Annotated in this window: 14 protein-coding genes; 1 reads left to right on the top strand and 13 read right to left on the bottom strand. The window is 39.0% G+C overall.

The genetic code is table 11. The features are described 5' to 3' along the window. Positions 1-168 precede the first annotated feature (168 nt). The 13 genes from ACZZZW_RS15430 to ACZZZW_RS15370 all read right to left on the bottom strand — a co-directional run bounded on the left by ACZZZW_RS15430 (position 169) and on the right by ACZZZW_RS15370 (position 21,678). A complete protein-coding gene (locus ACZZZW_RS15430; protein ID WP_463494694.1) occupies positions 169-1,596 on the bottom strand; it encodes a sialate O-acetylesterase in 1,428 nt (475 codons plus the stop codon). A 98-nt stretch (positions 1,597-1,694) separates the two neighbouring features. Beyond that, positions 1,695-3,719: an aceric acid hydrolase gene (locus ACZZZW_RS15425; protein ID WP_463494692.1), complete on the bottom strand. Its 2,025-nt coding sequence runs from the start codon at positions 3,717-3,719 to the stop codon at positions 1,695-1,697. A 3-nt stretch (positions 3,720-3,722) separates the two neighbouring features. After that, positions 3,723-7,094 carry a glycosyl hydrolase gene (locus ACZZZW_RS15420; RefSeq protein ID WP_463497759.1) on the bottom strand — a complete coding sequence of 1,124 codons (3,372 nt, stop codon included), beginning with the start codon at positions 7,092-7,094 and terminating at the stop codon, positions 3,723-3,725. A 128-nt stretch (positions 7,095-7,222) separates the two neighbouring features. After that, positions 7,223-8,515: an L-fucose:H+ symporter permease gene (gene fucP, locus ACZZZW_RS15415; protein WP_463494690.1), complete on the bottom strand. Its 1,293-nt coding sequence runs from the start codon at positions 8,513-8,515 to the stop codon at positions 7,223-7,225. Positions 8,516-8,585: 70 nt separating this feature from the next. Then, on the bottom strand, positions 8,586-9,026 hold the full coding sequence (locus tag ACZZZW_RS15410) for a MaoC/PaaZ C-terminal domain-containing protein (RefSeq protein WP_463494688.1): 441 nt from the start codon (positions 9,024-9,026) through the stop codon (positions 8,586-8,588). A 58-nt stretch (positions 9,027-9,084) separates the two neighbouring features. Beyond that, positions 9,085-10,167 carry a Gfo/Idh/MocA family protein gene (locus tag ACZZZW_RS15405; RefSeq protein ID WP_463494686.1) on the bottom strand — a complete coding sequence of 361 codons (1,083 nt, stop codon included), beginning with the start codon at positions 10,165-10,167 and terminating at the stop codon, positions 9,085-9,087. Then, a complete protein-coding gene (locus tag ACZZZW_RS15400) occupies positions 10,164-11,402 on the bottom strand; it encodes an extracellular solute-binding protein (protein WP_463494684.1) in 1,239 nt (412 codons plus the stop codon). The genes ACZZZW_RS15405 and ACZZZW_RS15400 overlap by 4 nt, the downstream gene beginning before the upstream one ends. After that, positions 11,395-12,558: a CaiB/BaiF CoA transferase family protein gene (locus ACZZZW_RS15395; RefSeq protein WP_463494682.1), complete on the bottom strand. Its 1,164-nt coding sequence runs from the start codon at positions 12,556-12,558 to the stop codon at positions 11,395-11,397. Before ACZZZW_RS15395 ends, ACZZZW_RS15400 begins: the two co-directional genes overlap by 8 nt. 97 nt (positions 12,559-12,655) lie before the next feature. Next, the gene (locus ACZZZW_RS15390) at positions 12,656-13,807 is read right to left on the bottom strand and encodes a CaiB/BaiF CoA transferase family protein (RefSeq protein WP_463494680.1); all 1,152 of its coding nucleotides are present in this window, start codon (positions 13,805-13,807) and stop codon (positions 12,656-12,658) included. Beyond that, positions 13,804-14,964: an ABC transporter substrate-binding protein gene (locus ACZZZW_RS15385; protein WP_463494678.1), complete on the bottom strand. Its 1,161-nt coding sequence runs from the start codon at positions 14,962-14,964 to the stop codon at positions 13,804-13,806. Before ACZZZW_RS15385 ends, ACZZZW_RS15390 begins: the two co-directional genes overlap by 4 nt. A gap of 261 nt (positions 14,965-15,225) precedes the next feature. Next, positions 15,226-17,808 (bottom strand): glycoside hydrolase family 2 TIM barrel-domain containing protein, encoded by a 2,583-nt coding sequence (locus ACZZZW_RS15380; protein WP_463494676.1) that lies wholly within the window; start codon positions 17,806-17,808, stop codon positions 15,226-15,228. Position 17,809: 1 nt separating this feature from the next. Further along, positions 17,810-18,922, bottom strand: coding sequence for a glycoside hydrolase family protein (locus tag ACZZZW_RS15375; protein WP_463494674.1), 1,113 nt, complete (start codon positions 18,920-18,922; stop codon positions 17,810-17,812). Next, entirely contained in the window at positions 18,919-21,678 is a 2,760-nt protein-coding gene (locus tag ACZZZW_RS15370) for a family 78 glycoside hydrolase catalytic domain (protein ID WP_463494672.1), read from the bottom strand. The genes ACZZZW_RS15375 and ACZZZW_RS15370 overlap by 4 nt, the downstream gene beginning before the upstream one ends. Positions 21,679-21,951: 273 nt before the next feature. On the opposite strand from ACZZZW_RS15370, the gene ACZZZW_RS15365 reads away from it, so the two are divergent. Then, complete coding sequence (locus tag ACZZZW_RS15365) at positions 21,952-22,725, top strand: IclR family transcriptional regulator (RefSeq protein WP_463494670.1); 774 nt, start codon at positions 21,952-21,954, stop codon at positions 22,723-22,725. The last annotated feature ends 394 nt before the right edge of the window (positions 22,726-23,119 follow it).

Below are 23,119 nucleotides of genomic sequence, written 5' to 3'. Positions count from 1 at the left end.
TTTACTTGTGAAAAAGCATTTGGGGTTATGAACCATAAAGACACAAATAATACCAGAAAAATGGCTGATTTTTTTAAGTTAATGTTATTTGTCCAATTAATACCTGTAAGAACATTAAAGTGCTTAGCCAAAAAACTTGTTATTTGCACCTTGTTGGTTAAAATCATATTAGTTATTCCAATTATCAGTACGAAAAGAAGAAACTGGTAGGCCATCGTTTCCAAATAAGTCGCCGATTACAAAATCTTTAAATGCGTAGCGAACCGCAACAGGAACTTTAACTTCGGGGGCCGAAACCACTATACTACTTCCTTTTATAGCTGCTTTTGCAGGGTAAAATTTTTGATCGATACCTGCAATTTCGAATAAAGACAGTTCTTTACCAAATGAAGTTAAGCCATTCGGCACATTTTGAAATTTGACTACAGCTGTATTCTTTTCAATTGTTAAAGATTCGTAATTTGGACTTGCAAAACCAAAACCTTTAATGCCATAAGTTTGTGCCAAAGCAAGGTAAGCCAGTCTTTCTCCGCCTTGTTTTTTATTTGCTGGATGGATTGATTTTTCTTCGCCGATATCCAATAAAACAGCCATTCCGGAATTCGGTATTTTAGTTAAGGATTTACGTTGGGCATCTCTCAGGTATGCAGAATTATTATTTTTACTTCCTTTGGCCAATGATGAGAAATTGTAATTATAAGCTGCAATTTGGGCATAATAAAAAGGAAATTCGCCATTTTCCCAGTTTTTTCGCCATGAGGAAACCATCGCTGGAAATAAATCTTCGTAACGATCAGGACGGTCGAAATTTGATTCCCCCTGGTACCAGATCGCCCCTTTTATGCCATAACCAATAACCGGGTAAAGCATACCATTGTATAGCGTGGTTGGTGTACGGCTCACTTCTTTTATACTGTCTCCTTTTATTGGAATTTTGATTTCAGTATAAGGTTTTAAATCTTCCGGCGACATCCATGCCTCAATAGTTGAACCGCCGTAACTGTCGTTAATGATTCCGATAGGCACATTTAACATTTCGCTCAATAATGAACCGAAATAATAGGCTGTAGCGCTAAAATTAGAAACAGTTTCTGGCGCAGCCAATTTCCAATCTGATGGCTTGCTATTTTCTTGTCGTTCGATAATTGAAGAACGAGGAACCGTATATAGCCTGATATTTTTATTTGATGATTTTAGGATTGCCTCATTTGAACCAATAATTGGCTGGCTTTTAAAACCTTTCATGGGCATTTCCATGTTTGATTGCCCGCCACAAAACCAAACTTCTCCAATCAGGATATCGGTTAAAACAAGTTTTTCACCATCATTTAATTCAATTTCATAAGGGCCTCCAGCTGATGGCGTTGAAACTTTCACTTTCCATTTACCACTCTGGTCAGCGGTAACGGTATAACTTTGTTTATTCCAGGAGGTATTAATTTTTACTTTACCCGAGGCTTTTGCCCATCCCCAAATGGCTACGTTGCTTTTTTGTTGCAACACCATGTGGTTGGTAAAAATTGATGCGGGTTTAACCGTTGCAGATGCAACAAGGCCGCATGTTAAGTTTAAAAATATGAGGAGTTTTAGTTTCATTTTTGTTTTTTTAGTAGCCGTCAGCATGAATTTATTTCAGGGTCTAAATACACAAATAAGACCCTGAAATAAATTCAAAGTGACGATCGCGTTTAATGTTATCTACTTACAGGCAACCATACCGACATTTCTGAATGTCCTCTATTGCCCCAGGCAAAATACGGCACCAGTTTAATTGTTGTTTCTTCATTTTTACGATTGATTGGGAGGTAAAGTACATTGTTCCAGCTGTTCGGCTCTACTATCTTTGCTTTACCGATCAGGCTCATCATTTCAGCTCCATCAATATTGATAGTTTTAGCCTCGAATTTCGTTGAAGTGGGTATAAATGCATTAAAAATTCGTTTTCCGGGTAGATCGGTCGATTCCAGACAATATACAATCGGTCCACGTTTTACAGCTACCTGATTTCTGTTTTCTTCTACCAAAGGATTTGCCTCAATCAATGTTGCCTCCATCGGAAGGTTTAATTCTATTACATCTCCCTTTTTCCAAACACGATTAATTTCTGCATAGGTACCAGAATTAGCTATAATATTTTCAGTTTTCCCATTAATCGTAATTTTTGCATCATGTGTCCATGAGGGAATCCTTAAAAACATCGAATAAGCTTTATTAGCGGTCTCTTTTATGGTGATTGTTATCTTTCCATCCCAAGGATAATTTGTTTGTTCTGTTAAAGAAATTTTGCTGCCATCAGCTAATTGAGTACTTAACTTATTTCCACCATACAAATTAAACCACAGCCCCTTATCAGAAACACTGTAAGCATAATCGCTTACTTCGGCAATAGTGCGTACCACATTCGGCGGACAGCAGTTTGATAATGCAATATAGGGCACTCTATCTTTCGACCATCGCTGTTTGAAAGGCAAATCATTTGATTGCGCCAGTGGATTGGTATATAAAAAATTCTTACCATCCAAACTTATCCCAGATAAAACGCTATTGTGCAAAGCCAATTCCATTACATCGGCATATTTTGCATTACCAGTAATTTGTAACATGCGCCAGTTCCAAAGTACGTTACCAATGTTGGCGCAAGTTTCATTATGAGCAGTGAAATTGGGCAGCTGGTAATCGCGACCAAAGGCCTGATGGATTTTCTGTACATCTGCAGGATTGTAAGAAGTCCCATCTGGTGAAGTACCGTCATAAAGTGAGCCACAACCACCTGTAATGTACATTTTGTGCTGATTTACATCATCCCACATTAAATTTAAAGTATTTAACAAGGAGTCTTTCCCGGTTTCGGCATAAAGATCGGCCACACCAGCGTATAGATAATTGGCTCTTACGGCATGCCCCATGGCTTTGGTTTGCTGCAAAAACGGAATCCGATCCTGGTTATCATCTGTTCCATCGTCGATTTTGCCTTTAATCGCAATTAAATGTTTCGCAAGTTCTAAATATCTGGGATCTTTTGTGGTGCGGTACATTTCTATCACGCCCATATAATGGGATGGACAAATGGCATTACGTGCCAAGGTTGGTGAGGCCGATTTATAAAAGTTGTATAAATAATCGGTTGCTTTTTTAGCGATGTTAAGTAAAGTGGTTTTACCTGTAGCGCGGTAATGGATGCAACCGGCTGTCATTAAATGGCCAATATTGTATGATTCGAAGCTTAGGCGATCCTGAAATTGATTTTTTGAACCGGTTTTCCGTTGCTCAATCATCGCTTTGGTGTAAATGTATCCATCCTCACGCTGCGATTTACCGATTACTGAAATAGCCTGGTCCATCATTTCGTTCAACTTTGGATTTTTAGTTGAAGCATATAAAACAGCGACAGCTTCTAAAGTCTTGTAATAATCGCCATCATGAAAGGACGGCCCTGAATGAGACCCGGTATCTAATCCTGCAGCTATTCTGAAATTCTCGAAAGCATGGCTAATTTTTGGATCGTTATAAATGGCCCACATATTGGGCACCATCGTTTCTGTAGCTACCTTGAAACGATCGGCCCAAAAACCGTTTGTCCAGGTTACATCAGCCATATTGATACTATGCAATTTGGCATATGGTGATTTTGATGTATTTACCAAAGCTTTATCCTGTGCATTAACACAGAACGAAACTATAGAAAATAGAATTAATAAATTAATTTTTAAAATGCTCATATCTTATTTCTTCTCCACTTGTATTACTACCGGTCCAAGCAATCCCGCAGGATTTAAATGTTTGCCTTCTAATCGGAAAGGTGCAGTTGTTTTGGTAATTCTTTTATTTTCTGGCAGTTTGCTGTCACCAATTAAACGGTTGGCCCAGGTATTGGTTACTTCAATGGTAATTTGATTTTCTCCATTTTTTAATGCTTTGGTAATTTCCAGGCGATGCGGGGCTGTCCACAAAGTGCCACAATTTACACCGTTGATTTTAACATCTGCAATACTGGAAAATCCTCCTAAATCAAGCCAGATTTTAGCTTTAAGATCTCCGTTAAAGGTGAAGTTTTTATTATATGTAGCTGTGCCTGAATAATATTTTACCAGGCTATCGGCATTAAGCGTCCAATCGGTTAATTCATTAAAAACGACAGGTTTTGACGGCCCGGCATAAGCCGTATCGAATTTCACTTGCCATGATTTGGAAATATCCTGAATGGTTTTAAAGTTAGACAAGTTAATTCCACTGTTAGAATTAGTTTTAAGAGTTTCCTTTTCGAAAAGAAAAAACAAACTTTGATTAGCAGCGATTTTATAAGTAAAGCCTGTTCGCCCCCGTAGACTTGACCAACCATTAATATCAGTTAACTTATCCGCAACGGCATCATAAACTTGTGGTATTTTATTGGCTACACGAAATGAAAAATATAGGTCTCTTTCCTTATTTTCTTGATTTGAAATAAAGTAAATTTCTTTTTTTTCACTCACTCTGTGTGTATAGGCAATATTATTTGCAGGTTGAATTTCAACATCCTCGATTGGCACAATGTCATATATCTCAATATCTTTTTTAACTCCTATTTTATCGAAATTCTCACCATAATAAGGAGCTTTAATAACCGTACCTAAAGCAATCTTTTTGATAAAATTAACCGCACTATTTTTATCCCAAATTTGATTTACAATAGCTTTAAACTCGGAATCAGTAACTCTTTGTAAACCAATTTGATACAAAGGCTTATCTCCAACAATTATTTTAGCTCCAGCTTTAATTAATTCCAGCAGTTTTTTAACAGTTCCATAACTCATATACTGATAATTCGGATTCATTTTCATGTTGCCTGGGATTACCAAAATTTTATAAGATGCACCACTTTCGAAAACAACATTACCATTTTTAACGCTTGCTGTTTTCAATACATCAGGATTAAAACTATCGTAAGCATAGCCCCGTAACGGATTTACCCAATTTTCAGGGTCGGCCATGTTTGCTGAATGGGTTACACCGGATGGGATTTGCCGTAAAGGTTCACCAACATTTGCGAGGCGTTTCTTTTCAGCTGCCACTACATCTGCACCAAAGATTCCGGGCAAGGTTTCGACCAAACGATCTGGTAAAACAGAACGGCGGGGTAATTCTTCACCGGTAAAAACGGCTATATCTACAACTGGTTTTCCTTGTTGTAGTAAATTTTGAGTACGTTCTGCATATTCTATCCATGCTTTTCCTGGCTTCCACCAGGTTTGGTCGCGTTGGAAGTATAAGCCAACACCATCTAAGGTCATCCCAGGTTTCCGATCTGTCCAGGGGTTATGGGTAAAAACGTGATATACCAATTTATTGATTCCGAGGGCATAATTACGATCCTGTAAGGTTTTCATATTGGCTGGACTTTCGTTCCAATCCATACGGACGGTAGTAAAAGCTTCGGCCTGAATTATGTTTTTCCCATAAATATGTGCGCCAGAAATGGCATCTAACATATCGTTCGGTTTATCATGTGTAGGGCTGTTTAACCAAAACTCACCCATGGGAATGTCGACAGTTTTGTAATGCATTAAACCATCACTAATCATGGTTGGTGCAATACTTTCGGCCGTAAATATTACACCTTTTTCTTTGGCCAATTGCGCCAAAGTTTTATAAAACTGATCAACCACCAATTCTGAAATGGTTTTTCTTACATCGTAAAGGAAATTTTCAGAAACTGCGGCACTTTCTACCGGTAACCCGGTCATAATGGGTAAATAAGGCGTTAAATCGTAACCTCTACGTTTTAAAAATTCAGCATTAAACACTGGCGACCAATTCTGACTGCCACACTCCCAACTGTCTACATGGAAAACACTCAAAACTTTTTTAGCGATTTCGGGTCCGCCATGCTTTAAAGCTTCACCATACCAGTTATCGAATTGTAATTTTACTGCATCTGGATTAAATTTATCACATTCCAATCCTTTTCCACCGCCACCGGTTGCGTTGGTATGTCCGGTTGAAGTATGGCCAATTCTCAAAATTGTCCAGCTGCCTTTCGGTGCTTTCCAGTTTAAAGTCCCGTCTTTATTTAATTTACGGGTAAGATTAATAATTTTATTCAACGGCACGCATAAATTCCTGGCAATTTCAGCGTCGGTACTTCTTTTGCTTACCCGCCAAACTGATCCGTTTTTACCTTCAAACTGGTTGATTTTCGCTTCTGATGATAGCTCCAGATTGACCAGTTTTAATGATGGCTTCCATTTAGCCGCATCCAGATCTTCTGAACCTGGTTCTGATCCTTTTTTATCATAAATAAAACGGAAAAATTTGGCTGTAGTTGGCTTGATGGAGTGTGTTACATCTTCATCGGTGTCTTGCCAGCCATGACGAGGTGGTTCTAACCTCCCAATCGAACGGAAAACTTTGCCGTCATTACTTACTTCGATGGCTAAACGCTGTGCCTGATAATTGTTGCCACTAACTTTGATGGTTATCGTTTTGCAAGTAAAAGGCTTGGCAAATTCATATTGGATGTAGCATGGTTCATTTGAACCAAAGTTTTTCTTATTTCCGGGTTGAACCAAACCAGTGGCATCAGCACCATTGCTTGCTGTAATTTTTGGGATAACCGTTCTGGTAGAAATATTTTCCCCTACGGGAGATGGATACGCATAAACCGCTATATCCTTGTAATAATTTTCTTTTGATTCAGGTTGAGGTAAAATGATTTTAGTATTTGAATTATTGATAGTTATCTTCGACCATACCATCTTCTGCATGGAAAGTTCTGGTGTAATCCAAGGTCCACCGGCCAGGGCGAAACCATCACTCACATGCATACCTAATTTCAGATCTAACCTTTTCGCCTCACTCATGGCAAACTCAACCATTTTCCACCATTCGGGTGTGAGTTGTACGGCTGGCGGCGAATAAACAGGCATTTTATCGGGTCCCTGGATGCTCATTAAATAAGCACCCGCGAAACCGTTTGATTTCATAGCTTCAAGATCGGCTGTTATGCCGGCTTTTGAAACCGCACCTTTAACCCAATACCAAAATACCCAGGGTTTAGCATTTTCATTCTGTTGCGCATGAACATTTGCAGCCAAAAAAAAGTTCGACAACAGCATGAATATTAAAATCTTGCTAAACCTAAATTTCATTTTTAATTTTCTTTTAAATACCAAGGTGCTTTTAACCCTCGAAATAATCTTTATTAGAGAACAGATTGCTTTTAGCTTCTCATGCAATGATGATATTATCTGTGCGCTATTTTATACCTTCTTAAACCGAAATAAAGAATAATCACAAAACACACCAGTGGAATGCTGTAACCGATCTGAATATTATCTCCATACATATCGATTAAACTTCCCATTCCAAAGGGTAAAATAGCCCCACCCACAATAGACATAATTAACCATGACGAACCTGGTTTGGTATCGTCTCCAATACCCTCAATTCCTAATGCGAAAATGGTTGGAAACATAATCGACATAAAAAAGCCTATCGCACCCAAGGCATAAACCACATATGAACCTTTGCCTAATATGGCCACTAAACACAATAAAATTGAGATAACGGCATAAATGGTGAGCAATTTATGAGAAGATATAAATTGCAAAAGCGCTGTACCGGCAAAACGGCCTGCGGTAAATAGAAATCCATAAACTACCAAATATGATGCAGCGGTTTTTTCATCAAAACCTCCTCCCTGTTGCGCCATTCTAATAAAGAAACTGGTTACGCAAACCTGTGCGCCTACATAGAAAAACTGTGCTATAACAGCCCATCTTAAATGTTTGTGGCGTAACGAACCGAAAAAGCTTCCCTTTGCCTCACCATCAATGCTTTTCGTTTTAATTTCGGGAAGATTTATAAAGTAGAATATCGCGGCGATAACCAATAGCACTATTCCTAGTGTTATATAAGGCGTTTTCACCGATGCAGCCTCTTCCAAGAAGTAGTTATTTCGACTAACGTCGGTCATAGCAGCCAGTTCATCTTTTGTGTGAGATTTACCCGAGAGGATAAATAAACCACCAATCATTGGGGCAACCATTGCTGCCAATCCGTTAAAAGATGCAGCTAAATTTAATCTGCTTGTTGCCTTTGCAGGATCGCCCAATACGGCTGCATAAGGATTTGCTGAAGTTTCGAGCATGGTTAAGCCACAACCAATAATAAAAAGTGCTATCAAAAATGTTATGTAAGATAAATTATTTGCAGCAGGCACAAATAGGAATGCACCGAAAGCAAATGCCAATAAACCAGCAATCATAGTGGCTTTATATCCCCATTTTTTTAAAATCATTCCGGCTGGAATAGCCATTAGAAAATAAGCGAAGAAAACAGAGGTATCAATTAGGGTTGATTGTTTATTATTTAAATTACAGGCTTTTTTTAGGTGTGGAATCAGAATTGAATCGAGGTTATGTGCCATTCCCCAAAGGAAAAACAAGCTGATTACAAGTATAAATGGCAATAAATACTTCTTCCTTGATGAGGAATCGCCTTCGGTTATAATTTCTGGTTGTGTGCTGTGGTTCATTATATTTGGTTTTTTGATGAATTGACAAAAAAGATTGCCGCGTCGTTCCTGCTCGCAATGACGATTTATCTTACTTTTTCTTCACTACTAAAAGGTGGTCGCATACAAGTACCACTTCTCCGTGTTGGTTGATGATTTCAACGTGCTCGGTTACGGTGCCATATTCTGGCCTTTTGCTATCTCCTTTTTCAGAAATGGTTATTTCGGAGTGAATGGTATCGCCAATAAAAACTGGCTTTACAAAACGTAGTTTATCATATCCTTTGCTCATTGCCTCCGGATTGATTTCTGAAGCTGTTAAACCGATTCCGATGCTAAAAATCATGGTTCCATGTGCGATTCTTTGCTTAAAGGGCTGTGTAGCACACCATTCTGCGTCCATGTGGTGCGGAAAAAAATCGCCGGTATGGCCTGCATGCACAACAAAATCGGTTTCAGTTATGGTACGACCTAAGGTTACGCGCTTATCCTGTAATTGGTATTCTTCAAAAAATGTTGATTTGAAATACATAGTTTTAATCTTTTTTACGAAACCTCGCAGGTTTTAAAAACCTGCGAGGTTTAAGCATTTAGTTTTTTAACTGCTCTTTAACTTTAACCCCACCAATATCACTCGATTTATATGCACTTTCTACAACTGCCATGGTTTGAATTACATCTTCTACACTGGTATGCAACACATCAGTTGAACCTTCATTGTACCGCATTAAATTGGCCATTGTGCCGATAAAAGCTTCAGGAAACCAGGAACCTTCCAGTTTAACGGTTTGCCATTCTGCTTGTTTTCCATTCTCTACAATGCAATATTCAAAAACATCAGGCACACCATGCGGATAATCCATCAGCAAGCCAATTTTAGCTACGATTGCCCCCTTTGTTCCCTCCCATTTAATATAACTTTCCTGGTGATTTGGGCCGAAATCGTGATCATGATTGGTGTTGATTACGGCATGCATGGTATCGCCATAATCGAATAAAATGGTAGAACGTGATGATGACAAACTTTTAGCCGGATGTTTAAGGGTTTTAGCCAGAATACTTTCCGGATTACCCAAAAACGAGCGGATTAAATCTACATAGTGAATGCTATGGTACTGGATTTCTAACCGGGGGTGAATAATTACGTGAGGGAAAATCTCCCAGGGCGTTTTAATCGTTACACGAACTTCCATATCATATAACTCACCTATTAATCCTTTATCGATCAGGTATTTTGCAGCACTTACAAATGGGGCAAATCGCAATTGAAAATTTATAGCTGCTTTTAAGTTTTTGGATCTGCACAGTTCGAGGATTTCCTTTGCCTGAGTAAAATCATCACCCATGGGTTTTTGGATCAGTACAGCACTGCCATCAGGCAACTGTTTTAGCGTTTCAATATATTGTTCGGGCATGATGGTTAAATCGTACACAGCGTTTGCAGGTGCAAGCCTTACCGCTTCATCAACCGAATTGTACACATTTGGAATATCAAAGGCATCTGCAAGTTTCTGCGCCCTTTCTTTGGTTCTGTTTACAATGCCGTGAACCTCAAAACCTGCAATTTTATAGGCAGGGAGATGTGCATCGGCCACAATGCCGCCAGCACCAATAATAATAATCGGTTGTTTGGTTTTCGGTAATTCTGGTTTATATTTGATATCAATGCTCATTTGTCAATTTCATTAATCTGGTTTTGTGCAAGCTGAATCAATTCTTTGGTAGTTTGATCGGTATTTATGGCCTGCAGAACCATCTGATCGATTATAGCCGCTATTGCAGCCCAGTTTGTTTTTTGAGGCAACATGTTGGCCACCTCATGTAAAGCTTCTAATTTGTGGTAATATGGAATAACTTGATTGATTTGCTCATCTTTCCAGGTTGATATCCGGCAACCGATTCCGCCTTCTAAGGTGAACTGTTTGTCTTGTTCTTTATCTAATGCAAAACGAAGAAAATCGTAAGCAATATCTTTGTTTTTACTTCCCTTCGCAATAGTGTAAAGCCAGTATACATTTAAAGAAGCTGATTTTTGATTAACAGCTGAAGGTAAAAGTTCAACATCAATTTTGCCTTTTACTTTTGAATTTGCATCTACTTCGCACATGGCCGCAAAACCAAACCAATTAATCATCATGGCAGCTTCACCTTGTGAAAAGGCTATCCCTGCAGCAACAGATTCAAATTGTGCAGATTTTGGATGAACAGCAGTTTTGTCGTTCACTATCTTGCGGTAAAAGTTAAGCCCATCAATCGCCGCTTGTGTATTGATGTCAATGCGGTTATTTTTATCAACCAGGCTTCCTCCTCTAGTCCACAATTGTAAGCAAAAGTCGAAAACGGTATTGTGGCCATCAGGATAACAAGCGAAGATACTTCCGTAAAGGTTATCTTGTGGACGGTTAAAGAACCTGGCGATCTGATGAAAATCTTCCCAGGTTTTCGGTACTTCCAATGCTTTACCGTATTGTGCTAAATAATTGGCTTTTTCGGTATCATTTTCAAACAGATCTTTGCGGTAAATGAAACATTCGGGCCCATCATGAAAAGGCAGACCAACTACTTCCCAGCCAAAACGCTGTAAACTTAATAGCGACTTGCTCCAGCCTCTCGGAAAATCGTCGGGTTTATTTTTATTGATGTAAGGATTTAAAACTTCAAAATCATGATCGGTATAACCTTCTAAAACCCAATCGGTGCTGATTTGCGCAATATCGAAATCACCTTTGGCTAAACCTTTTTGAGCAATGGTACTGTTGTAAAGCTCGTGTAAATCCATCACTACCATTTCCAACTTCATTTTACAACCTGAAACCATACAATATTGATCCCAGAATTTCTGCATGGCAGATTCAAAAGGCGCAAATTTACGAACGGCTATTCTGAAAGTTTCTATCTGGTTATGCATTTGCAGTGGTATGCTGTGTTATAAATTCTTTGATAATTTTTTCATTATCCTGTCCTAATTTAGGCGATCCTTTTGATGAAATAAGCAACTCGCCATCAATACGGATCGGGCACCTGGTGGTTTGATATTTGTAACCATCTACCATTTCCACCTCCTGGATCATGTTCAAAACTTTAAATCCGTCGTGTGCCATCAACGCATTCCAGTTTAGCACATCAGCGCACCAAATATCGGCTGGCTCGAGTATAGAAAGCCACTTTTCGGTAGTTGCGGAGAGAAGATGATTGGCTAAAATAGCTTTAATCTCATCCCGTTTATCAAATGCTTCGCTCACTTCAACGTAATTTTCCAGTTGCTCGCAAATTAGTAAATTGCCTAACTGTGGAATTGAACCCATTGCCAAAGCTAAATATCCGTTTTCTGTTTGATAAATCCCATAAGGAGCGCCTAAATATGCATTTGCATTGTTCTTTTTTGAACGCTCGGGTAAGCTTCCTCCATCATTCATAAAAGTGGTAATGGTTTCAAACTGAAAATCGTAGGCCGATTCCATCATGCTTACCTGCACAAATCCACCTTCATTTTTGATGGCTTTCCGATATAAACACGCTAAAAGTCCTTGCGCTAAATGTGCCCCAGCCAACATGTCTACAATTGATAAACCCATGGCAACAGGACCACTATCGGCATTCCCAGTTAAAAAAGTTAGGCCGGTAACTGATTGTAATAGTAGATCCTGGCCTGGCTTATTTTTCCATTCAGTAGCGGTTCCATAACCTGATATTTCGCCATAAATAATTGAAGGATTTAAAGTGGTTACCGACTGATAATCGAAACCCAGGCGTTCCATCACACCGGGTCGGAAGTTATGAATCATTACATCTGCCTTTTTTAGCAGTTCGCGGACCATTTCGCAATCTTCTTCGCTTTTTAAATCTACTTCAAAGCTTTCCTTATTCCTGTTAATGGCATGAAAAACTGATGATTCGCCATTCATAATCAGGTTTGAGGTGTATAGTGTACGGCAGATATCGCCAACACCCAATCGCTCAATTTTGATTACGCGCGCACCCATATCGGCAAGGCGTAAACCTGCCGATGGGCCAGAAAGAAACTGGCTGAAATCGATAACTAAATAATCTTCAAGCGGTAGCATAATTTTATTTTTTTATTCTTGACTCGTCATGCTGAATTATTTCAGCATCTTTACTAATAAGACCCTGAAATAAATTCAGGGTGACGAATTGATATAATTAATTTAATTCAAACTCCTTATTAATTTCTACAGTATTCTCACCAAGTTTTGGTGCTGCTTTACTGGCAAATAACTTTTCGTTATCCAACCTAATCGGGCTAACGGTTGTCTTTATTTTTTTACCTTCATCTAAAACCAATTCCTGTTCAATCTGTAGGTCTTTATAAGTGCTTAAAGCTGTTGCCTTTTGATAGTTCAGTACCTCAGCGCACCAAATACCATGATTTTCTAACAGTTCGACCCAGGTTTTGGTATTCTCATTTTTAAAAGTTGCTGCCAAGCGAACAATCAACTTATCGCGATTTTCGAAGGCTGATCCTGCTTCTACGTATAAATCGGTAATATCACAATTAATAATGGCGCAGATATTTGGAAGATTGCCCATTGCCATCGCAATATAACCATCTGCGGTTTCATACATGCCATAAGGCGCACTTAAGTAGGCGTGTGCACTTCCCTTCGCCCCGCTTCTATCAGGTAATTTTCCACCATCATTTAGGTAAGTGGTTAATACTTCAAATTGTACATCTAAAATTGATTCCAATAAGCTTACTTCCACTAAAACACTTTTGTTGGTTTTTGCTTTTTTGATTAAAGCTGCCATAATTCCCTGCACCAAATGGTTACCACACATGATATCAGAAACGGAAAGACCAAATGGAACGGGTCCATCTACATCAACTCCTGATAGAAAAGTTAGACCTGATACAGATTGAACCAATAAATCTTGCCCGGGTTTGTTTTTCCAGGGGCCTTCGTTGCCATAACCAGTTACCATACCATAAATAATTTTAGGATTTACCCTTTGAACTGTTTCATAATCCAGGCCAATTTTTTCCATTACCCCCGGACGGAAATTATGCGTCATTACATCGGCCTTGCTGATTAGTTTTTTTAATCTTTCTAAATCGCCAGGATTCTTTAAATCGGCCGCATAACTTTCTTTATTGCGGTTTATCGTATGAAAAAGTAAGCTATCTTCATCTATAAAAAGGTTTTTGATGGATAGTTGCCTGCAAGCATCTCCCGTTTTTGGACGTTCAATTTTGATTACACGTGCGCCTAAATCTGCCAGTTTTAAACCAGCCGATGGTCCAGCCAGAAACTGGCAAAACTCCAAAACCAAAAGTCCTTCTAACGGCCTGTTCATGATAATACTAAACTTTTAGATTTTTGATATAATTTATTCATTGCTTTTAAAACCTGTATTTCATCTCCACCATTCATTAAATAATCGCGAACAACATCACCTGCATGGTCTTGAAAATACATGGAGCCATGGTAGCGTGGACGAAGAAAAGCTCTTTGTAGAGCCAGTAAGGTATTTGAAAAATAATTTTGACTCTGACGGTTTACTTCTTCGTTTTTCCAGGCTGCCAGATGCCCAGGCTGCCCACCACTTTCAAAGAACAAGGTTGATTGACAAGCTGGTGAGCCAACAAACGCTACATATTTAGCGGCCATATCGAGTGCTTCGCATTTAGCAGAAATGGCTAAACCAGTTCCGCCTAATGTGCTTCTCAGGTTGGTTATTCCATTTATAGAAATCATATCGTGAAAATGTATGGTTTTGCGTGCGTAACCGTTACGCGAGTAGTTTGAATAACCATAAGCGAAAGGACAATAAGCAATTTCATCGTTTAAAGTCATTGCTTCATATAATTGAATGGGGTTCCTGTTAAAATTGGCCTGATCCATTTTTGAAGCCAATTCACGGTACATTTTCAAAACCTTTACTCCTGTTTCAATGGAAACCACTTCTTCATCATTTTGGCAAGGATCTTCTCCTACGGAACAGCAAAGCGTATAAAAATTCATTAAAACATCAATTTGAATACCAGCAAAGGCCACTAAACCTTTATCTGCAAGTGCCAATAAATCATCAAAAGACTGAGGTAGTTGCAGTCCTTTTTCATCAAGTATATCAGGCCTTGAAGCAGCCACAGGTGTTGCCGCATCTATTGGTAAGGCCCATAAATGGTCATCATAGAAGTAACTCTCGTAAGATTGCCCAACAGAATTTTCTTTTTGATCTTTTAAATATTCTGGAGATAGGTAAAAATCCAAAGGCACTATTGATTTTGTTTTTGCGGCAAAACCTGCCCAGGGATGATCAATTACCAAAAGATCAAATCGCTCGGCCAATTCCTGGATTGAAAAATCTGCAAATTGCTGTAAACTTCTTTTCTCCCAAGTGATGTTCACGTTTGGGTGCAATTCAGAAAATCGCTGTGCCGTGGCCACCATCGGCAAAAGCCCACGACTGTGGTTCCAGGTTATTCCTTTTAAATTAATCGTCTTTTCCACTTTATTTATCTTCTAATGGTTGGTGTCTCCATCGACCATGGTTTTATTTTACCTATTTTCGGTCGGTGAGACACCAACCGATAGAATAATTTTAAATTGATCGTCTTCTCCACTTATCTTATTTTAATTATTCTTCTAATGGTTGGTGTCTCCACCGGCCATGGTTTTATTTTACATATTTTCGGTCGGTGAGACACCAACCGATAGAATAAAAGCTTAGTGTTCTTCGTGTCTTTGTGGTTAAAAATTTGTACGTGCTCATTATTTTCCAGTGTTAATTGTGAATGACGAGGAAACTAAGCCAGCTGATGATGCTGTCAAGTTAATCGTTCCGGTTTTTTCTGTTGACTGTACAATGGCTAAGCATAAACCATGAAAAGCTTTGCGGTAATTGGCTTTAAAAGGTTCTAAACTTGCCTGAAACCCATTATCAACGCCAGCAATGAAGCCAACCCCATCTACTTTAAAATTTACCAGGTTATCAGCATTCGGCACTACATTTCCGGCAGCATCTAAAATGCGTACGGTTACAAACGAAAGATCTTTACCATCAGCTTTAATACTTTTCCGATCAGCTATTAATTCGATTTTTGCCGGTTCTCCTGCGGTTTTAACCTCTCGTACTAAAATATCTTTCCCGTTTTTGCGTGATACCGCTTTTAATGTTCCAGGCTCAAAAGCCACATTCCAAAGCACATGTAAATCATCATTATGCTTTGATCTTTTACCTAAAGATTTCCCGTTCAGGTAAAGTTCTACTTCATCAGCATTATTGTAATAAGCCCATACCTCAACTGATTTTCCTTGCTTCCAGTTCCAATGAGGCAAAATATGTAATACGGGCTCATTGGTCCACTCGCTTTGGTACATATAATAGGAATCTTTTGGGAAACCCGCTAAATCGACGATGCCGAAATAAGAACTTCTGGCCGGCCACGGATATGGCAGCGGTTCGCCAAGGTAATCGAAGCCAGTCCAAACAAACAAACCAGATACATGATCGTATTTTTTAGCTGCTGCCCAGGTTTCTTCGTGTGTAGAACCCCAATATGCCGAAACATTATCGTAAGCAGATGCCGACCATTCCTTATTTCCTTCAGTAAATTTAGTTTTACCATCCTTTGGCCAGCGGCGAATGGTATCGGCTGTATCATAAAAACCCCTGGTTTGTAGCGCAGAAGTAGTTTCTGTAGCCAAAAATTTAACACCAGGATAATTATTAGGGAAATCTTTATACAGCTTATGGTTATAGTTTAATCCATAAATATCAAGCGCATTGGCCTGGTAGATAAAATTCTTTTCGGCTTTTGTTTCGGTCAATGCTGAAATTACGGGGCGGGATTTGTCGAGATTTTTAACAATACCCACTAATTCTTTTGTAATGGTTACACCTGTACTATCGAATTGCTCACGGATTTCATTACCGATACTCCATAGAATAATGGATGGGTGGTTGCGATCGCGTTTAATCATTTCTTCTAGATCTCTTTTGTGCCACTCCGGAAAATCGAGGTGATAGTCATTTTTGGTTTTCTTTTTAACCCACATATCAAAGGCTTCATCCATAACGAGGAAACCCATTTTGTCGCATAAATCTAAAAACTCAGGAGCAGGTGGATTATGGGCAGTACGGATGGCGTTTACTCCCATTGCTTTCATAATTTCCAGCTGCCGCTCCATTGCCCGAACATTCACAGCAGCTCCCAGGGCACCTAAATCGTGGTGCAGGCAAACACCTAAAATTTTCATTGATTTTCCGTTTAAAGAAAACCCTTTAGTTGCATCGAAATTGAATTCACGAACCCCAAAAAGTGTGGTATAAAGGTCGATAATTTTTCCATCGGCTTGCATCACTTCTGTAACTAACTTATACATCACCGGCCGTTCAACCGACCATAATTTGGGGTTTGCAATGCTTAACCCATTTATGACTAATTTTGAATTGGCTTGATTAATAGCCATTGGCCATTGCTTTTGTTGAAGTATCTTTCCTCTGTCATCGAAAATGGTAGTCAGGATTTTATAATTTCCCGCTGTTTTGAATTTATTTTCAAGTTCGATATCAACAGCTATTGATGCCAGGCTTTCACCAGGAGATAAAATCCGGTTTTCAATGCTTTGACCTTTATCGCCATTTATAACATCAGTTTTAACAAAAACACCATTTCTTTTAACTGAAACTGCTGCAGCCGAGGTTAACCACACATTTCTATAAATTCCTGAGCCGGAATACCAGCGAGAATCGGGCTGTGCTGAATTATCCACCTTAACCGCGATACTATTTTTTCCGGATTTTAAAAATTTGCTGATCTCGTAAGAAAATGAGCTGTAGCCGTAAGGTCTTTTGCCCAGATAGTGTCCGTTGATCCAAACTTCACTATTTTTATATACACCATCGAATTCGATGCTAATCAACCTGTTTTTAAAATTGGCAGGGGCAATAAATTCCTTTCTATACCAGCCTATGCCCGTGGGTAAACCACCACCTTCTGGTTTTGCGGGATTTTTCTCGTCGAATTTCCCTTCAATGCTCCAATCGTGCGGTAAAGTGAGTTTTCTCCAATCCAAATCGTTAAATGAAGATGATTTGGCATTTGGTTCGTCCCCTAAAAAGAATTTCCAATCTTTGTTAAAGCTGGTTCTAGTGCGGGGTTCCGGCCTAATCTTATCTTGATTGGTCGTCATTGCGAGGCACGAAGCAATCTTACTACTATGGGTTGGCCGTTCTTTCGCATTAGGATTGCATTCCCGAAAAGTCGGGACAGGCAGTGCCTCGCAATGACGTGATGCCCACAAACCGAATGTCAGAAAAATTACAACTTTAAAATTAGGTAGCCTTTTCATCTTAGTTCTTCGTTTCACTTACAAAATTCAAATTACTTTTACCTAAATCTCTGGAAGTAGCCACGGCAATGCCACGCTGATCTTGCTTGTTAACAGCGCAGTAAAAATGATAAACAATGCCTTTGTACTTTAAAACAAAAGATTTATGGGCATACAACTCATCATACTTTTCTGATGACTCAATCAGGTTTTCACCTGTCCAATCGGTCCAGTTTACCAGGTCATTAGAGGCAGCAAAGCGGTTAAATGAACCCTTTCTATCTTGCCAAAAGGCACCAAAGTAAAACATGACCCAGGTATTGTTAATCTTCTGGATAACAGCATCTCCGGTAATACCAACTGGATGATGAACTACAGGATTTTTATCAAAACGCCGCCAATGAATCATATCGTCAGAAACGGCCATTCCAATTCGCTCGTACCAGCGTGTTTTTTTGTTATTCACCAGCGAATCGCCAACAGCATTGTAGTACATCACAAATTGATGTCCCGTTAACTTTTGTTTATCCTCAATTACGGTGCTTTTAAAAAGTTTGTTACGGTTTTCCCACCAGCGTACATCAGCATCGCCCGAAGCTAAAACAGGTTTATCTAACCGGCTCCACTCCTGAATTTTGGATGGATCTTGTTGAGTATAGGCCATGCCGATGGATAAAGGCTCCACTTCATATCCTTTTTCCTTACCACCGAAATAAGATATCCAGTACTTGCCATCGAACTTATTTACACCATAACTGCCACCCCATTTGGTATCCAATAAAGCATTATAACCTGCTTTTTGATTATCATCCCAATGGCCTGCATCGCCAAACGACATGAGTTTGCCTTGATTTTCCCAATGCAGTAAGTCTCTACTTTTTGCTAACCAGGTTTCGTAACCGCGACCGCTAAAAATCAGGTAAGTCATGTACCAATATTTACCCTTTTTAAAAATAGTCGGGCAATCCATTTTATGGTCTTTATCTGTTGGCACCATCACCAAACCATATTTATAAGGGGTTTTAACTTCCTGATAAATTTTTTCCATCGTTTCTGCTGAAACAGGATTTAGGGTTTGGGCATTCAAATTCAATGCACTAACAAAAAGAAAGAATACGAGGATTATCTTTTTCATTTGTACGTTAAATTAAATTTATAGTAACCAGAACCGATAGCTATCTTGTTCTTGCCATTTTCTTTTCCTGCTTCCTTAAATGATGATTTAAATTCTTCTGAGATAGCATAATTCGGTGAAACAGGTAAATAAACGGTAGCTTTTGAGTTTACAGGAATGTTAACTTCTAAAGTAAAATTTTTAGCGGTTTTAGTCCATTTGCTCGATATTTCTCCATAAGGGCCATTATAGCTTACCTTAGCTGATGTTAAATCGCCAACTACTTCCGGTTCGATTTTAATGTGGTTAAATGCAATTGAATTTTCTTCCTGGCGGATGCCACCTACGCCACTGTACAGCCATTCCATTAAGTGGCCCAGCATAAAATGATTATTGGATACGGTTGGTAAGGCTGCCCACGATTCGGTTAAGGCTGTTGCGCCTTTAGCCAACTGCATGCCATAGCCAGGTACATCAGAACGACTGTTCATGTCGAAAATCAAGTCCGATTTCCCCGCATCTTCTAAAACGCGTAACACATATCGGTAACCAATATCCCCTGCTGTTAAGCTGTTTTTACGATTTCTTATGTCATTAACCAAATTCTCAATTACTGAAGTTTTATCTTTTTCTTCAACCAAACCCATATAAACTGCCATCGCATTCGCTGCTTGCGAACCTGTTGCGTATTGCTTGGTTTTGGCATCAAAGAACTTGTTATTGAAAGAATTTCTCACTTCTACAGCGAGTTTTGCATAAGCAAGTGCATCAGCTTTTTTACCTAAAAGCGTGGCAATATTTTCCATGATATTTAAATCATAATAATAAATGGCTGTTCCGGTAACGCCCATTGGGGTTAATTGGGAAACACCAGGTGGATTCGGGCCTAAATCATACCAATCACCTAAACCTTGTGATAAGATGTGATTATTGGCCTTATTATCAAGGTATTTAATGTAGCGCTGCATCATCGGGTAATAATCATGCATCGCCTGTTGATCACCATACCACTGATATAAATACCATGGCATCAAAATCCCGCTACTGCCCCATTCAGGAGAATCGCGGAACATATCGCCCCCATATTCGAACTTTACGTATTCTGGGGAAATTTCAGGGATTAATCCGTTAGCCAGTTGGGAGTTTTTCATATCCTGCAAGGCTTTTTTAAACAGCGGTGCGGCGTTGTAATTGTAGCGTACAGAACTGCCCATTAAATGCAGTTCTTCTAACCAACCAAGTTTTTCGCGGTGCGGGCAATCGGTAAATACGCTTACCATATTGCTTTTTATCGCCCAATTGATCAGGCTAAAAGTTTTATTAAATAATTCGTTTGAGGAGGAAAATTTACCCACTTGCTCAGCTGCATTTCTAATGTGTAATGCTTTTAAAACTTCTATTACAGCTTTGCCAGTTTTGTTTTCCTTACCAATTGGTACCCCACCTTTAACCTGTAGATAACGAAATCCTGTATAAAAGAATTTTGGTCGCCAGGTTTCCAAGCCTTCTCCTTTTAATATGTAGGTAAAATAAGATGGCCCTCCAATATTTTTTTGCGTTACCGAACCATCAGCTTTTAATAATTCGGCCGGTGTAATGCGAATGGTATCTCCTTTTTTACCGCGGACTTTTAATTCGATAATGGCTGATGAATTTTGCCCCATATCATAAACCCATTCGCCATTGGTAACTTGATTGATATTTTGAGGGACAAAATTTTCGAAGATTTTTATTGGTTCTTCTTTCTGCGCATTTAATTCCGGACCATCAACCAGTAACGATAATTTCCATTTTCGATCGTTAAAACCAGCTAAATTCCAGCCGTTTTGCTCAAGATTGGCATTGTAATCTTCCCCACCGTAAATGCTCGAAAAAATTATGGGCGATGGTGCGGTTTTCCAACTTTGGTTACTTATAATGTTTGCATTGGTACCATCTGTATATTCAATCAATACCCGGCAGATCATTTTTGGGTAACCATTTGCAACCTTTAATTTTCTATACCTTTCTTTAACTGGAGGAATATAATAAAAACCATTGCCCAACACCACGCCGATAGCATTTTCACCCTTTTTAAGCTGTTTAGTTAAATCATAAGTGAGGTACAATGCCTCTTTATCATACTTTGTCCAGCCCGGTGCCAAAAAATCATCGCCAACTTTAACACCGTTTAAAGTCATTTCGAAATGGCCTAACCCAGAAATAAAAGCGGTGGCTTTCTTAATTGTTTTTGTTACCGTAAAACCCTTGCGGAACATAGGCAACACGTTATTGCCATTATATTTGTCTTTTTTGCCATCTGTTGGCAAGCTGTTTATGTTAGAATCAGCCAGTTTTTCATAGGCAATCCATTTTGCGCCTTTCCAATCCGCTACGGTTAGCAATCCCATTTGCCAAAACGCCAGGCTGCTCCAGTCAGACTGATGACCGAAATTATCCCAAATACGGGCTTTCCAATAGTAGGTTTGAGTTGATGAAAGCTTAACTCCCTTATAAGGTATTTGAATAGATTGACCTGAATTGACTTTTTTTGTGTCCCAGATTTCGCCAATATTCTTATCTAAATTGCTTTTACTGCCCGAAACTAAAATTTGGTAAGCCGTTTGCATCACATTGTATTTTGATGATTGCAGTTTCCAACTTAAACCCGGCGATTGTACATCAATTCCAATCGGATTATTACGATACTCACAATCCAATCGGGCAACCTTAATATCTTGCGCAAAAAGCGGAATGCTTAACAGGTAAAGCCAAGAAAAGATTACGAGTTTACTCATCAATTTTTACACCATTCAGGTGCTTGCTTAGGTTTATAAATGGTTATCAGCGATACAACTATTTTAGAAATAAATACCCAATTCTTTTTGAATTAAACACTTTAAATTTCGTAACTTTAAATTGCTATCTCTAATTCAAATATAAATGTTTTTTTTAAATATGAAAACATATATTCGTATTTAAATTATGCAAAATCTTCTGTTGTATAAATAAGAAAGCATTTTGTATGTTTGATATTGTAAAAAATACGCTACAGCCAAATTTAAACCCGTATGAACGAAAAAGAATCGAAGTACCAAGCCCCTGCTTTGGATAAAGGACTTGATATATTAGAGTATTTATCAGCACAATCTATCCCATTATCTCAAACTGAAATTGCCGTTGGTATTGAGAAAACACCTAACGAAATTTATAGGATGTTGATGAGTTTAGAAAGTCGGGGTTACATATTACGCGATGAGGTTTCGGGTAAGTACAGGCTATCGCTTAAGCTTTTTTACCTTTCGCACAGGCACTCGCCAATTGATGAACTGCGTAAAGCTGCACAATTTCCGTTAGAAGAACTGGCCAATACCATTCGCCAATCGTGCCACCTGAGTATTTTATACATGAATCAGGTAATGGTAATTATCCATGCAAAAAGCCCCGGCCCCATTGCACTTTCTATTGAAGAAGGTAACTTATTCCCACTACCATTAACTGCATCAGGCAAGGTTTTATTGGCATATATGCCTGATGATGAACGTAATACAACCTTAAAAAACAATTATATTTTTAAAAAATATGCCAAGGCACAACAAGAAGATTTCTTGAATTCGTTAACGGATATTCAGCAAACAGGTTCTTATTTTAAAAATAGTGATTCGGTTTCGGGCGTTACCGACATTTCTGTGCCAATCGGTGTAGCAAGCAACAACGGCATTATTGCCTGTTTAACCATTTCGATGTTAAATGCGCTAAATGTAGATCAAACGATTGCCAATGATGTGATTCTTGCTGAGGCCTACAAATGCGTTAAAAAGATTGAGCAACGGATTGGAGTTTAACCCCCAACCCCCTGATGGGGGCTTTGATTTTCTAATCGTTAATATAACTGCTAACTGCAATTGCCAACTGATTTGGGCGTTCCCAAGCTACGCAAGGAGTCGGGCTTTTCAGGGCTCCGCTTCGCTTCGGTACCGATGAAGGATCGGTACTGAACCCTTACAATCCCTAACGCAGTATTTGCTGCAGTAAGCTATAGATAGGGAGATGTATAGCCAAGAACAACTGAGTTTGGTTAAATAAACCTGATAGAACGGAAAGCCCGGAACGAAGAATGAGTGAGGACTTGGAGGGAGAGCAGGGCTTTCATAACCTAAAAGCACCGAACCCCGCTTTTCTAAATAATATGACCGGCAAAATAAAACCTCCACTTCGCTCCGGTACCGATGAGGAATT

The organism is Pedobacter sp. AC379, from assembly GCF_979258145.1.
The sequence above is the reverse complement of the archived record's forward strand: the minus strand, read 5'-3'. Positions and strand labels throughout refer to the sequence as shown.

Coding starts and splice junctions, on each gene's coding strand:
- ACZZZW_RS15430 (WP_463494694.1), bottom strand. CDS start 1,596: ATGAAACTAAAACTCCTCATATTTTTAAACTTAACATGCGGCCTTGTT.
- ACZZZW_RS15425 (WP_463494692.1), bottom strand. CDS start 3,719: ATGAGCATTTTAAAAATTAATTTATTAATTCTATTTTCTATAGTTTCG.
- ACZZZW_RS15420 (WP_463497759.1), bottom strand. CDS start 7,094: ATGCTGTTGTCGAACTTTTTTTTGGCTGCAAATGTTCATGCGCAACAG.
- fucP (WP_463494690.1), bottom strand. CDS start 8,515: ATGAACCACAGCACACAACCAGAAATTATAACCGAAGGCGATTCCTCA.
- ACZZZW_RS15410 (WP_463494688.1), bottom strand. CDS start 9,026: ATGTATTTCAAATCAACATTTTTTGAAGAATACCAATTACAGGATAAG.
- ACZZZW_RS15405 (WP_463494686.1), bottom strand. CDS start 10,167: ATGAGCATTGATATCAAATATAAACCAGAATTACCGAAAACCAAACAA.
- ACZZZW_RS15400 (WP_463494684.1), bottom strand. CDS start 11,402: ATGCATAACCAGATAGAAACTTTCAGAATAGCCGTTCGTAAATTTGCG.
- ACZZZW_RS15395 (WP_463494682.1), bottom strand. CDS start 12,558: ATGCTACCGCTTGAAGATTATTTAGTTATCGATTTCAGCCAGTTTCTT.
- ACZZZW_RS15390 (WP_463494680.1), bottom strand. CDS start 13,807: ATGAACAGGCCGTTAGAAGGACTTTTGGTTTTGGAGTTTTGCCAGTTT.
- ACZZZW_RS15380 (WP_463494676.1), bottom strand. CDS start 17,808: ATGAAAAGGCTACCTAATTTTAAAGTTGTAATTTTTCTGACATTCGGT.
- ACZZZW_RS15375 (WP_463494674.1), bottom strand. CDS start 18,922: ATGAAAAAGATAATCCTCGTATTCTTTCTTTTTGTTAGTGCATTGAAT.
- ACZZZW_RS15370 (WP_463494672.1), bottom strand. CDS start 21,678: ATGAGTAAACTCGTAATCTTTTCTTGGCTTTACCTGTTAAGCATTCCG.
- ACZZZW_RS15365 (WP_463494670.1), top strand. CDS start 21,952: ATGAACGAAAAAGAATCGAAGTACCAAGCCCCTGCTTTGGATAAAGGA.